Origin of the sequence: Inquilinus sp. Marseille-Q2685 (assembly GCF_916619195.1) — a bacterium.
Taxonomy (GTDB): domain Bacteria; phylum Pseudomonadota; class Alphaproteobacteria; order DSM-16000; family Inquilinaceae; genus Inquilinus.
On record NZ_CAKAKL010000014.1, the window covers coordinates 87,366 to 100,951 of the forward strand.

General features: G+C 68.3%; 12 protein-coding genes. 5 read left to right on the plus strand and 7 right to left on the minus strand.

Going from position 1 to position 13,586, the window contains the following annotated elements; all coding sequences use genetic code 11:
• Positions 1-41: 41 nt before the first annotated feature.
• The 5 genes from LG391_RS33610 to LG391_RS33630 all read right to left on the minus strand — a co-directional run bounded on the left by LG391_RS33610 (position 42) and on the right by LG391_RS33630 (position 6,333).
• Positions 42-479, minus strand: coding sequence for a helix-turn-helix domain-containing protein (locus LG391_RS33610; protein WP_225773374.1), 438 nt, complete (start codon positions 477-479; stop codon positions 42-44).
• A gap of 170 nt (positions 480-649) precedes the next feature.
• Entirely contained in the window at positions 650-2,752 is a 2,103-nt protein-coding gene (locus LG391_RS33615; RefSeq protein WP_225773376.1) for an ABC transporter ATP-binding protein, read from the minus strand.
• 4 nt (positions 2,753-2,756) lie between these two features.
• The gene (locus LG391_RS33620) at positions 2,757-3,647 is read right to left on the minus strand and encodes an ABC transporter permease (RefSeq protein ID WP_225773378.1); all 891 of its coding nucleotides are present in this window, start codon (positions 3,645-3,647) and stop codon (positions 2,757-2,759) included.
• Positions 3,648-3,656: 9 nt separating this feature from the next.
• Entirely contained in the window at positions 3,657-4,589 is a 933-nt protein-coding gene (locus tag LG391_RS33625) for an ABC transporter permease (RefSeq protein ID WP_225773380.1), read from the minus strand.
• Positions 4,590-4,665: 76 nt separating this feature from the next.
• A complete protein-coding gene (locus LG391_RS33630) occupies positions 4,666-6,333 on the minus strand; it encodes an ABC transporter substrate-binding protein (protein WP_225773383.1) in 1,668 nt (555 codons plus the stop codon).
• 307 nt (positions 6,334-6,640) lie between these two features.
• Here LG391_RS33630 and LG391_RS33635 point away from each other — a divergent pair, with 307 nt between their 5' ends.
• From LG391_RS33635 to LG391_RS33655, 5 genes are read left to right on the plus strand one after another with little or no spacing between them, the layout of a single operon-like run.
• Positions 6,641-7,276 carry an NUDIX domain-containing protein gene (locus LG391_RS33635; RefSeq protein ID WP_225773384.1) on the plus strand — a complete coding sequence of 212 codons (636 nt, stop codon included), beginning with the start codon at positions 6,641-6,643 and terminating at the stop codon, positions 7,274-7,276.
• A 39-nt stretch (positions 7,277-7,315) separates the two neighbouring features.
• A complete protein-coding gene (locus LG391_RS33640) occupies positions 7,316-8,344 on the plus strand; it encodes a cysteine synthase A (protein ID WP_225773386.1) in 1,029 nt (342 codons plus the stop codon).
• Entirely contained in the window at positions 8,341-9,066 is a 726-nt protein-coding gene (locus LG391_RS33645; RefSeq protein WP_225773388.1) for an alanyl-tRNA editing protein, read from the plus strand. Before LG391_RS33640 ends, LG391_RS33645 begins: the two co-directional genes overlap by 4 nt.
• Complete coding sequence (gene sseA / locus LG391_RS33650) at positions 9,063-9,923, plus strand: 3-mercaptopyruvate sulfurtransferase (RefSeq protein ID WP_225773390.1); 861 nt, start codon at positions 9,063-9,065, stop codon at positions 9,921-9,923. Before LG391_RS33645 ends, sseA begins: the two co-directional genes overlap by 4 nt.
• On the plus strand, positions 9,920-10,501 hold the full coding sequence (locus tag LG391_RS33655; RefSeq protein ID WP_225773392.1) for a GNAT family N-acetyltransferase: 582 nt from the start codon (positions 9,920-9,922) through the stop codon (positions 10,499-10,501). Before sseA ends, LG391_RS33655 begins: the two co-directional genes overlap by 4 nt.
• A gap of 24 nt (positions 10,502-10,525) precedes the next feature.
• On the opposite strand, the gene LG391_RS33660 is transcribed toward LG391_RS33655, so the two are convergent.
• Together LG391_RS33660 and LG391_RS33665 are read right to left on the minus strand one after the other, a co-directional pair.
• Entirely contained in the window at positions 10,526-11,698 is a 1,173-nt protein-coding gene (locus LG391_RS33660; RefSeq protein ID WP_225773394.1) for a porin, read from the minus strand.
• A gap of 416 nt (positions 11,699-12,114) precedes the next feature.
• The gene (locus LG391_RS33665) at positions 12,115-13,287 is read right to left on the minus strand and encodes a porin (RefSeq protein WP_225773396.1); all 1,173 of its coding nucleotides are present in this window, start codon (positions 13,285-13,287) and stop codon (positions 12,115-12,117) included.
• Positions 13,288-13,586: the final 299 nt, after the last annotated feature.

Below are 13,586 nucleotides of genomic sequence, written 5' to 3' on the forward strand. Positions count from 1 at the left end.
GGCCTCGACGCCAGCCGGAAACGCGACCCGGGCGATTCGCCTCAATGCTCGGCGGCGTCCGGCCCGAGCGAGCGCAGAAGGTCGACCAAGCGGCGGCGGACCGTCGCGTCCTCGATCCGGTAATAGGCGCGAACCAGTTCCAGCGTCTCGCGGCTCGCCACCATCTCGGAGTCGTGCACCGGATGGGCCGAACCGTTCTGCGGGGCATCGGTCATGCCTTCGAAGAAATAGCCGACCGGCACGTTGAGGATCTGCGTCAACTGGTGCAGCCGGCTGGCGCTGACGCGATTGGCGCCGCGCTCGTATTTCTGGATCTGCTGGAACGATACGCCGAAGGCCGCAGCCAGCTTCTCCTGGCTCATCCCCAGAAGGGTCCGGCGCTGGCGCAGTCGGGCACCGACGTGGACATCCACCGGATCCGGGCCATCCTCCGTGATGGTCTTGCGCCGGCGCTGTCGGTCCGAGCCGCGGGTCGCCATACTGTTACTTCCTCCTGCGGGCCTCAGCCCGACACCGACTACGATCGCGGACGATCGATCTGGTGCGGTCCCCCTGTTGCCGCAGTGTCGAACCCGGCCCGCCTCATACTATAGTATGTCGCGAGAAACCGGGCCGCAATACCCGCATAAGGCGATCTACACCGGCACGCTTAACCCGCACGCCCCAAGACGGGTTCCACCGCCTCGAGGTCCGGCAGCGGGATATGGCAGCGGATGACGTGGCCGTCGGTGCCGGCGCGCTCGGGCGGCGCCTCGCTTTCGCAGATGCCGCCGAGCTTGCGCGGGCAGCGGGTGTGGAACGGGCAGCCCTGCGGCGGGTCCAGCGGGCTGGGCAGCGGTCCTTCCAGGATGATGCGCTTCTTCTCGATCGTCGGATCGGCCACCGGCACGGCGGCGAGCAGCGCTTCGGTATAGGGGTGGTAGGGCGGCTGGAAGACCGCGTCGGTCGTCCCTTGCTCCATGATCTGGCCGAGATACATCACCACCACCCGGTCGGCCAGATAGCGGACCACGCCGAGATCGTGGCTGATGAACAGCAGCGTGGTGCCGGAGCGGCGCTGGATGTCGACCAGGAGGCCGGTGACCGCGGCCTGGACCGAGACGTCGAGGGCAGAGACCGGCTCGTCCGCCACCACCATGGCCGGGGCGCCGGCAAAGGCGCGGGCGATGCCGACGCGCTGCTTCTGCCCGCCGGAGAGCTGGCGCGGCTTGCGGTCGATGAAGGCGCGCGGCAGCTTCACCAGGTCGAGCAGGCGCAGCACCTCCTCCTCCACCTCGCGCCGGCCCTTCTTGACCCCGAACTTGCGGATCACCCGGCCGATCTGCTGGCCCACCGTCATGCTGGGGTTCAGCGTGTCGTTCGGGTTCTGGAACACCATCTGCAGCGAGGACAGCAGCTTGGCGTCGCGCTGCTGCACCGGTTTGCGGCCGATATCGGTGCCGCGGAAGGAGACGGTGCCGTCGGTCGCCGTCTCCAGCCCCATCAGCACCCGGGCGAAGGTGGACTTGCCGCAGCCGCTCTCGCCGACGATGGCGACGGTCTGGCCGCCGCGGGCCTCGAAGCTGATCGCCTCGTTGGCGCGGACCCAGCGGGTGCGGTCGCTGCCGAGCAGCGCCGCGATCGAGCTGTCGTAGATCGGGTAATGCTTGCGCATCGCCGCGACCTCCAGCACCGGCTGGTCATTCGCGGCGGCGGCGACGGGCACGGCCTCGACCGGCGCCGGGACCGGCGGCTTCGCCTCGATCTCCTCCCAGCGCAGGCAGCGCACGCCCCGGGTCTCGCTGGCCGGCAGCATCGGCACCGCCGCGGCGTCGCAGCGGCCGGGCTGGAAATGGTCGCAACGCGGCCCGAACCAGCAGCCCTGCGGCCGGGCCTGCGGCAGCGGCAGCTGGCCGCGGATCGGCACCAGCGGCCGGCTGGACTTGTCGCGCGCCGGGGTCGGGATGCAGCCGAACAGGCCCTGGGTGTAGGGGTGGCGCGGGGCGGCGAAGATCTGGTCGATCGTCCCCTCCTCCACCGCCTGGCCGGCATACATGACGCAGACCCGGTCGCAGGTCTCACGGATCAGCCCGAGATTGTGGCTGATGTAGATCATGGCCGTGCCGAGCGTCCGGCCGAGCTCGGCGATCAGGTCGACGATGCCGGCCTCGACCGTGACGTCGAGCGCGGTGGTCGGCTCGTCCAGCAGCAGCAGCGACGGGTTGGACAACAGCGCCATGGCGATGACCACGCGCTGCTGCTGGCCGCCCGAGATCTGGTGCGGATAGGCCTGCAGCACCCGGTCGGGATCGCCGAGCCGCACCCGGGCCAGCATGTCGCGGGCCCGGGCCAGCGCCTGCTCCCGGGTGCAGCCGGGCTCGTGGCACAGCGGCACCTCGGCCAGCTGGTCGCCGATCCGCATCGCCGGGTTCAGCGCCGCCATCGGCTCCTGATAGACCATGGCGATCTCGGCGCCGCGGATCCGCCGCAGCTCCTCCTCCGACATCGCCAGCATGTCGCGCCCCCGGAACCGCATCGAGCCGCCGGCGATCCGGCCGTTGCGGCCGAGATAGCGCATGATCGCCATCGCCACGGTCGACTTGCCGCAGCCGCTCTCGCCGACCAGACCGACGCATTCGCCGGGGCGGACGGTGAGCGAGAAGTCGACCACGGCCGGGATCTCGGCGGCGCGGGTGAGGTAGGAGATCGACAGCCGGTCGATCTCCAGGATCGGGGTGGTGGCGTCGCGCGGCGGGATCAGCTCGACGGCCATGCCCTCAATCCTTCAATGAGATCTCGCGCAGACCGTCGGCCAGCAGGTTCAGGCCGAGGACCAGCGACGAGATGGCGATGCAGGGGAAGACCGTCATCCAGGGCGCGAAGGCGGCCATGGCGCGGGTCTCGTTGACCATGCCGCCCCAGTCCGGGTCGGGCGGCGGCAGGCCGAGGCCGAGGAAGCCCAGCACGCCGATGGTGATGATGGTGTAGCCGAGGCGCAGGCAGGCATCGACGATCAGCGGCCCACGCGCATTCGGCAGGATCTCGACGAACATGATGTAGAGCGAGGATTCGCCGCGGGTCTGGGCCGCGGCGACGTAGTCGCGGTTGCGCAGGTCCAGCGTCAGGCCGCGGACGATGCGCATGATGCCGGGGGCGCTGGCGCAGGTGACCGCCAGCACGATGTTGATGCCGGACGGGCCGAAGGTGGTGATGATGACGACGTAGAGCACCAGGATCGGGAAGGACAGGATGATGTCGCCGATCCGGCTCAGCACGTCGTCCCACAGCCCGCGCTTGTAGCCGGCCAGAAGCCCCATGGTGACGCCGAGCGCATAGGCGCAGGCGGTGGCCAGGGGCGCATAGATCAGCACCCGGCGCGCGCCCCAGATCACCCGGCTGAGGATGTCGCGGCCGAGCTGGTCGGTGCCCAGCCAGAACACCCCGCCGTCCGGCGCCACGGTGCCGGGCGGCTTGAACGGCAGCAGGTTCTGGTTCGGCGGGAACGGCGCGATCACCGGCGCCAGCAGCGCCACCGCGATCCAGAACAGCACGATCAGGACGCCGACCAGACCGACCCCGCTTTCGCGCAGCAGCAGCACCGAGCGCAGCGCGCGGAGGACCGGGGTGCGGCCCCGCGAGGATGGGGGCGGCCGCGAGATCTCGGCCATTCCGACCCCTCAGGTGAAGCGGATGCGCGGGTTGAGGTAGGTGTAGCCGACATCGGCGATGGTCTGGGTCGCCACGGCGACGAAGACCGAGACCATGGCGCAGGCCTGGATCAGGTAGATGTCCTGGTTCAGCGAGGCTTCGAGCAAGAGGGCGCCGAAGCCCTTGTAGCCGAAGAAGGCCTCGACCACGATCACGCCGGAGAGCAGCCAGTTGATCTGCAGCACGATCACGGTGAACGGCGCGATCAGGGCGTTGCGCAAGGCGTGGCGCAGGATCACCCGCTTGTAGGGGATGCCCTTCAGCACCGCGGTGCGGATATAGGGGCTCTGCATCACCTCGGCCATCGAGGCGCGCATCATCCGGGTGACGTAGCCGAAATCGTACAGCACCAGCACCGCGACCGGCATCACCAGCTGCAGCACGTCGAAGCCCTGGCTCATGCCGCTGGTCCCCGGCAGCCACTTCAGGACCAGGACGAAGAGGAAGGACAGGAAGGTCGCCGAGGCGAATTCCGGGATCGAGGTGGTGACGATCGACAACACCGAGATGGTGCGGTCGGTGCCCGAGCCCTCGCGCATGCCGGCGAGGACGCCGAGCACGACCGAGACCGGCACCATGATCAGGAAGACGCAGGCGGCGAGGATCGCGGTGTTCTGCAGCCGGGGCCACAGCACGTCGGCGACCGGGGTCTTGAAGCGCAGGGAATCGCCGAACTCGCCGCTCGCCATGCGGCCGAGCCAGGCGAGGTAGCGCTCGTACCACGGCGCGAAATAGCCGTGCGCCTCGAGCCACAGGCGCCGCTGCTCCTCTGAGCTGTAGGGGCCGAGGACCTTCACCGCCACGGCCGACCCGTTGACCTCCAGGAGGAGGAAGACCAGCAGCGACACCGCCAGCATGGTCAGCACCATGAAGAAGGCGCGCTTGGCGAGGAAGATCAGCATCGCCTCACTACCTCCCCCCGCTTGCCGGCCCGGGGACGCGTGACGCGCCCCCGTCCGACACCTCTGGCCTGCATCCTCACGCCGACAGCCACACCTTGTCGAAATACATCTCGCGGGCGAAGTGGTAGGCGAAGCCCTGCACCTTGTCCGTGCTGGCGGTATAGATCTTGAGCCAGAACGGGATGATGGTGATGGCGTCGTCCTGCAGCATCTGCTCGATCTGCTTCACGATCTCCTTGCGCTTCGGCACGTCGATCGTGGCCTGCGCCTGGTTCAGGAGCTTCTCGAACTCCGGGTTGTCGTAGCCGGTCTCGTTCCAGGACGCGCCCTTGCGGTAGGCGACGTCGAGCACCTGCACGCCAAGCGGCCGGGTGGTCCACTGCGTCACGCTGAACGGCCAGGCGGTCCAGCGGTCCCAATAGGTGCCGCCGGGCAGGATGTTGACCTTCAGGTTGATGCCGGCCGGCTTCACCATCTCGGACAGCACCACGCCGATCTGGCCTTCCCATTTCGGGTCGTCGACGCAGTTGATCTCGATGTCGAGGCCGTTCGGGTGGCCGGCCTCGGCCAGCAGCTTCTTCGCTTTCTCGTAGTCCTGCTTCATCGGGCCGAGATCGGTGTATTCCGGATGGATCGGCGCGACGTGGAAGTCCTGTCCGGCGATGCCGAGGCCCTGATAGGCCAGTTGCAGCAGCCGGTCGTGGTCGATGCAGGCCTGCACCGCCTGGCGGATCCGCTTGTCGTCGAACGGCTTCTCGGTCACCCGCATGCGGGCGACGCCGACGATCGCCGTGTCCTTGTCGTAGACCTTGACCTGCGGGTTGGCCTGGTAGCCGGGCAGCAGGTTGGGGTCGAGCTTGTACAGGAGGTCGACCTGGCCCGAGGACAGGGCCGCCAGCTCCGCCGCCGGGTCGGCGCCGAGATCGATGAACTGCAGCTCGTCGATATAGGGCTCGCCGCCCCAGTAATCGGCCTTCTTGGTGTACACCGCGCGCTGGCCGACCACGTATTCCTTCAGGTTGAACGGGCCGGTGCCGATCGGGTGCTTGATCAGGTTGGCTTCGAACTTGGTGGCGAAGTCGCGATGGGTGATCAGCGCCGGATAGTCGCCCAGGCTCTCGGGGAAGGAGAGCATGGCGTTCTGGAAGTGGAAGCGGACCGTGTGGTCGTCCACCCGCTCCAGCGCGTTCGGCGCGATCTTGATGGTGTCGCCTTCCTTCACCGTCAGGCCGCTGAACCGGCCCTGGTTGGAGGAGCCGGTCTTGCTGTCGAGCCAGCGCTCGAAGGTCTTGATCACGTCATCGGCGTTGAAGTCGTCGCCGTTGCTCCACTTCACCCCCTTGCGGAGCGACAGCGTCCACACCGTGACGTCGTCATTCGCCGTCCACTTCTCGGCCAAGTGGGGATGGGAGAGGTTGTCGGTGCCGATCCGCACCAGCGGCTCGATCAGCTGCCGCGCGGAATTTCCCTTCTCCGACCAGTCGTAGATCGCCGGGTCGCTGGCATCCATGACGAAGATGCCGATCCGCAGCGTGCCGCCCTTGCGCGGCGTCTCCTGCGCCGCCGCCTGCGGCACGATCGGGTCGCCGGTCAGCACCGAGGCCACGGAATACGCGGTCGGGATCGCCAGGCCGAGCAGCACGGATGTGCGCAGGAATTCGCGCCGGTCGACCCGGCCGTCGCGCAGATCCTCGGCCAGCTTCGGAATCGCGACGTGAACCTTCCCCAGATCCTTGATGTCCATCAGGCTCTCCCTGTCGAGACGCTTGGAACCACCCTGTGGCGGCGCCGGCTTTCTTGAATTTCCGAAGCCTCGGCCCGCAACCAAGGCCATTAGACGGCCCGTGGGCCATCCCTTTGTTTCCCCTGGCGACAACGAAGCGCCCGTCCGCGACATCGCAGCCCGCCGGGCCCGATGGGAAGTATCGCGACCGCGGCGCCGCCGCGTCAAACCCTAATCCCCGTCCCGCCTGCGGCGCGCGGCGCCGTGGCGCCCGGCCGTCGCCGCCGCTATGGTCCCCGCGTCGCCCGCCGCGCAGGAGTGAACGAGAGTGGCCTTCGACAATGACGCCGATGTCGAGCTGATCGAGCGGCGGACCGACTATGCCGGCTTCTTCCGGCTGGACCGGCTGCAGTTGCGCCACCGCCGCTTCGACGGCGGCTGGACCGAGCCGCTGACGCGCGAACTGGTGCTGCGCCGCCCGGCCGTCGGCCTGCTGCCCTACGACCCGGTCGCCGACCGGGTGGTGCTGCTGGAGCAGTTCCGGCTGGGCGCCTGGATCGCCGACCGGCCGGCCTGGATGGTCGAAATCCCGGCCGGCCTGATCGATGCCGACGAGGCGCCGGAGCATTCCGCCGCCCGCGAGACGCAGGAGGAGACCGGCCTGGCCGTGGCCGACCTGCTGCCGATCGGCGAATTCGCCACCAGCCCGGGCGGTTTCAACGAATGGGTCAGCCTGTTCTGCGGCCGTGTCGAGGCGCCGGCCGAGCGCAGCCTGCACGGGCTGGCGACCGAGCAGGAGGACATCCGCATCCTGCCGATGCCGGCTGACGAGGCCCTGGCGCTGCTGGCGGAGGGCCGGATCCAGAACGCCATCACCCTGATCGCGCTGCAATGGTTCGCACTGAACCGGGAGTCGCTGCGCCGCCGCTGGGCGTCGCTTGAAGCCGCCAATGGCGCCCTCTAAGGTCTCCGGGGACGCCTGATCCGAGAACTGGGACCGAGCATGAGCGACACGCCTTCCCGCCAGATCGTCGACGGCTTTGTCGGCGCGATCGGCAACACGCCGCTGATCCGCCTCGCCCGCCTGTCGGAGGAGACGGGCTGCGAGATCCTGGGCAAGGCGGAGTTCCTGAACCCCGGCGGCTCGGTCAAGGACCGGGCGGCGCTGGCGATCATCCGCGACGCCGAAGCGCGGGGCACGCTGCGGCCCGGCGGCACGATCGTCGAGGGCACGGCCGGCAACACCGGCATCGGCCTGGCGCTGGTCGGCCGGGCGCTGGGCTATCGCAGCGTCATCGTCCTGCCGCGGACCCAGAGCCAGGAGAAGAAGGATGCGATCCGCCTGGCCGGCGCCAGGCTGGTCGAGGTCGATGCCGTTCCCTACAAGGACCCGAACAACTACGTCCGCTACTCGGAGCGCCTGGCGGCCGAGCTGGCGCAGAGCGAGCCGAACGGCGCGATCTGGGCCAACCAGTTCGACAACGTCGCCAACCGCGACGGCCATTACCGCACCACCGGGCCGGAGATCTGGGAGCAGACGGGCGGCCGGATCGACGGCTTCACCTGCGCCGTCGGCACCGGCGGCACGCTGGCCGGCGTCGCCCTGGCGCTGAAGGAGCGCGACCCGAAGGTGCAGATCGCGCTGACCGACCCGCTGGGGGCGGCGCTGTACAACTGGTACGAGCATGGCGAGCTGAAGGCCGAAGGCAGCTCGATCACCGAGGGCATCGGCCAGGGCCGGGTGACCAAGAACCTCGAGGGCATGCCGCTCGACTGGGCGCAGCAGGCGACCGACGAGGAGGCGCTGCGGATCCTGTTCGGCCTGGCCCGGGACGAAGGGCTGCTGCTGGGCGGGTCGACCGGCATCAATCTGGCCGGCGCGGTGAAGATGGCGCGGCGGATGGGGCCGGGCCACACCATCGTCACCATCCTGGCCGACCACGGCAGCCGCTATCAGTCGAAGCTCTACAACCCGGACTTCCTGCGCGAGAAGGGATTGCCGGAACCCGACTGGCTGGAGACCAGCGCATGACCGAATTGCTGTTCCGCGACGACGCCTATGCCAGCGGCGCGACCGCCATCGTGGTCGACGCGACGCCGGAGGGCATCGTCCTGGACCGGACCGTGTTCTACGCCACCGCCGGCGGCCAGCCGGGCGACACCGGCGCCATCCGCTGGGCCGGAGGCGAGATCGCCGTGGCCGACACCCGCAAGGGGGCGATGCCCGACGAGATCCGCCATCTCGCCGCCGACGGCACCGCCCTGCCCGCTCCCGGCACGCCGGTCGAGCTGGCGCTGGACTGGGAGCGGCGCTACCGCCACATGCGGATGCACACGGCCCTGCACCTGCTGTGCGTCGCGGTTCCCGGCGACGTCACCGGCGGGCAGATCGGCGCCGAGCGCAGCCGGCTGGACTTCAACCTGCCGGGCGACGCGCTGGACGCCGCGGCGATCACCGCCCGGCTGAACGAGCTGGTCGCGGCCGCCCTGCCGATCGAGACCGAGTGGATCACCGACGAGGAGCTGGCGGCGCGGCCGGAGCTGGTGCGCACCATGTCGGTCAAGCCGCCGAGCGGCTTCGGGCGGGTGCGGCTGGTGCGGATCGGCGACGCCGCCGCCCCGGTCGACCTGCAGCCCTGCGGCGGCACCCATGTCCGCAACACGGCGGAGATCGGCCCCCTCGCGGTCGCCAAGATCGAGAACAAGGGCAAGCAGAACCGCCGGGTCGTCCTCACCTTCGCAGGCGAAGCATGAACACCATCGTCTCCACCGCCTGGCTGGCCGACCATCTCGACGACCCGGACGTCCGCGTCGTCGACGCCACCTACCACCTGCCCGGCACCAACCGCGACGCCGCGGCGGAGTTCGCCGAGGCCCATATCCCAGGCGCGGTGTTCTTCGACGTCGACGATATCGCGGCGCCGGAAAGCAAGGCGCCTGGGGGCCTGCCGCATATGCTGCCGCCGCCGAAGCTGTTCGCGGAGCGGATGGCCGCGCTGGGCATCGGCAATGACAGCTTCGTGGTCTGCTACGACGTGCACGGGCTGATGAGCGCGGCCCGCGCCTGGTGGATGCTGCGCGCCTTCGGCCATGACGGCGTGGCGGTGCTGGATGGAGGATTGCCGGCCTGGAAGGCGGAGGGCCGGCCACTGGAAAGCGGCATTTCCACCCCCGCCCCGGCGCGCTTCACCCCACATCCGCGGCCGGCGCTGGTGCGCAGCAAGGCCGAGATCCTGGCCGGCCGGGTCGGCGCCGTGGTCGACGCCCGGGCGAGCGAGCGCTTCGAGGGCACGGCGCCGGAGCCGCGGCCCGGCCTGCGCGGCGGCCATATACCGGGCGCCCTCAACCTGCCTTTCGGCGAGCTGCTGGATCCGGCGAGCAAGACCCTGCTGCCGCCCGAGGAGATCGCCGCGCGCTTCGCCGCCGCGGGCCTGCCGGAGAGCGGGCCGGTGACGGCGAGTTGCGGCAGCGGCATCACCGCCTGCGTCCTGGCCCTCGGCCTGCACCGAATCGGCCGCGAGGACGCGGCGGTCTATGACGGATCCTGGGCCGAATGGGGCATGCCGGGGGACACGCCGGTCGAGACCGGCCCGGCGCGGAAGCCATCATGAGCGCCGCGGCCGTCCCGGAGCTGACGGTCACCGTCACCCAGCTGGAGATGACGGCCAGGCCGTGGCGCCCGCCGCCGCCCCCGCCGCTGGCCCGGCACCTGCTGATGCGGGCCGAGCCGGCGACCGTGTCCTTCTACCGCTATCTCTACGACACGGTCGGCGCCAACTGGCTGTGGACCGACCGGAGGGAGTGGGACGACGACAAGCTGGCCGCCCGGCTGAACGACGAGCGTACCGGCGTCTATGTGCTGTACCTCGACGGCACGCCCGCCGGCTTCGGCGAGCTGTTCCAGGCCAACGCCGAGACCACCGATCTCGCTTATTTCGGGCTGATCCCGGAGTTCATCGGCCGCCGGCTGGGACCGTTCCTGCTGTGGTCGCTGATCGACCTCGCCTGGGCGCGGCCGATCCGGCGGATGACGGTCGACACCTGCACGCTGGACCACCCGAAGGCGCTGGCACATTACCAGCGCGCCGGCTTCGTCCCCTATGCGCAGCGGGTGGTGCGCAAGCCCGACCCCCGCCTCAGCGGATTGCTACCGCGGACGGCTGCGCCGCACATCCCTCTGGCGACCTGAGCCGGGACGTGCGGCACCCCAGGGTCAGAATCCAAGGATAAGACCGGTGATCAGGTTGGCGTTCTCGAAGTCCCCGCCTTGCCGGAAGTTCTGCTTCTCATAGATCATCTGGGCATAGGTGTTGAGACCGGGGGCGAGCGTGTAGGTGAAGTTCGCGCCGACGATGTGATTGTCCTTCAGGTCCTCGCCGCTGGTGTATTCGGACTCCAGGCCGTTGTTCTTCTCGGCCCAGGTATAGGCATAGGACAGCGACACCAGATATCGATCCCACTGGTAGCTGAGGTCGCCGATGATGGTGTCGACTGGCTTGTCCGAGGCCGCGAGCTGCTCGTTGTGGGTCCAGTTCACGCTGGCCCAGATGCCCTGGTACCCGACCTGGCCGCCCAGCGTATAGACCTCGAGGTCGTGGCCGCCCGGATTTGCGCCCGAGGCCGATGTCCGGATGCCGGCGCCGTAGGCCGCCGTGGCCGCCCCGCGGACCGACCAATCGCCGAACGTATCCTCATAGTTCACGCCGGCGGTGACGACGTTCTCGTAATAGGTCTCGTCGTCGTCGAACAGGTCGTTGCGGCCGCCATTGCCGGCGTGGTCCGCCCCGCCGACCACCGGGGTGAAGTCGACAGCGAAGCTGAAGCCGTCGAAGGTCGGCGAGGTGTACTTGATCCGCGTGTCCTGATTGGTCAGGCCGGCGAGATAGGTCGCGTTGATCGAGTAGAAGTTGCCGCCGCCCACAGGGAAGTCGCCGTCCAGCAGCTCGCCGAAATTCATCCCGCCGGCGCCCATGTTGCCGACCAGCTCGTCATGGACGTAGACGTAGCCGATATCGTCGGCGACGGTCGGCGCATCGCCGAAGGTCAGGGTGCCGAAGCCCCCCTTCAGATAGGCGTAGAGGCGCGTGATATTGACGTCGTCGCGGCGGTTGACCGAATCGAAGCGGATGCGGCCGCCATATTCCAGCCCGGAATCGGTGACGTTCTTGACGTCGAAGATCAGGCGCGCATTGGTCTGGAAGTCGTAGTCGCGGTCGAGGCTGCTGTGCTGGCTGTCGCTGAGCACCAGCGTGGACTGCCAGCCGATGAAGCCGCTGATCTTCAGCTGAAGACCGGAGGTCACGTTCGTGTCGGCCGCCGATGCCGGCGCCACGCCGGCCAGTCCCAGGGCGGCAACAGCCGTCCCTCCAAGAAGAACCTTCTTCATTTCCCCTCCTCCCGCCCCGTCGTCGCGGACGCCTGGCATCCGCATCGGGTCATTGCCGGACTCAGGCCCGCCGGGGCCGTGAAAGCCTGCGCCAAGGAATATAGAGACAAAGTCCCCCGCGGCGAATTCCGCTCCTCCACGCGAGTTCGGGAAGCCAAGCCTCGACCCGCCCGGGGATGCCAAACCGTAATACCGGAGCAGAGTGGGAGCAAGCTCTATATACATTCATGAATGTATGCATTGAAGCAGCCATTGCTTGGCCGGCCAGCCATAAAAAAAGGATGCGCGGCCTGCAGAACCGCGCATCCTCCATCGACCGGACGTGATTTTCAGCCTTCGAGGGGACGAGACAGAGACCGTCAGGAGTGGTCCGTCACGTCCGGTCTTCCCGAGCCGTCACACGGGTGACGGCTTGATCAGAACGCCAGGAGCACGCCCGTCATCAGATTGGCGGTCTCCCAATCCTGGCCGGCGCGATAGTTCTGCTTCTCGTAGATCACCTGGCCATAGGTGTTCAGGCCCGGCGCGAGCGTGTAGGTGAAGTTCACGCCGGCGATGTGGTTGTCCTGGAGATCGGTGCCGCTGGAGAACTGCGAGTCCAGGCCGTTGTTCTTGTCCGCCCAGGTGTAGGCGTAGGACAGCGACGCCAGATACGGACCCCACTGGTAGCTGAGATCGGCCACGATCGAGTCGACCGGCTTGTCGGCGACCGCAATGCTCTCGTTGTGGGTCCAGTTCACGCTAGCGGCGATGCCGCCCGACTGGACCATGCCGCCGAGGGTGTAGACCTCAAGGTCGTTGCCGTTCGGATTGGCGCCGGCCCCGGAGGTCCGGACACCGTTGCCGTAGGCGGCCGTGGCGGCCAGGCGGACCCAGACCGAATCGAACGTCTCTTCGTAGTTGATGCCGCCCGTGACGACGTTCTCGTAATAGGTGTCGTCGTCGTCGAACAGGTCGTTGCGGCCGCCGTTGCCGGCATGATTCGCGCCGCCGACGACGGGCGTGAAGTCGAAGGCGAAGCTGAAGCCGCTGAAGGTCGGCGACGTGTACTTGATTCGGGTGTCGGCGTTGCTCAGCCCCGCCAGATAGGTGGCGTTGAGCGAGTAGAGATCGCCGCCGCCCAGCGGGAAGTCGCCGTCGAGCAGGTCGCCGAAATTGAGGCCGCCCGCGCCGATCTCGCTGGCAAGGGCGTCGTGGGCATAGACATAGCCGATGTCGTCGGCCACGGTCGGCGCGTTACCGAAGGTCACCGTGCCGAAACCGCCCTTCACATAGACATAGGTGCGGTCGACGCTGACGTCGTCGCGGCGGTTGACCTGATCGAAACGGATACGACCGCCGTATTCCAGGCCCGAATCGGTGACGTTCTTGACGTCGAAGATCAGCCGCGCGCCGCTCTGGAAATCATAGTCGCGAGCGAACTCGTCGTTCTGGGTGTCGCCCAGATTCAACGTGGCCTGGAAGCCGATGAAACCGCTGATCTTGAGCTGCAGACCGGACGTCACATTCGCGTCCGCAGCCGATGCCGGCGCCGCGCCGGCCAGTCCCATGGCGGCCAGCGCCGCCCCACCCAGCAGAACCTTCTTCACTTCCCCTCCTCCACTCGGTCCGTCTCGACGGCTTCGCCGATCTGAGGATCGCATCGCCGGAAAATCCGGTGGGCCGTCCACGCCGAGCCTTGGCTTTGCACAGGAAATCGAGAGCGCATCTCCCAGGACGAAGGTCCGAGTCCGCCCCGGGCTGCGGGGCCTTCGGGACTCGGCCCGTCGCGAGATTACGGAACGGTAATCTCTCCGGCGGAGCGAAGCAACGAGAATATACATGCATGAACGTATGTAATGTAGATGGAGACAGGCCGGACAGCATCGCTCGAGACGCACATAAAAAA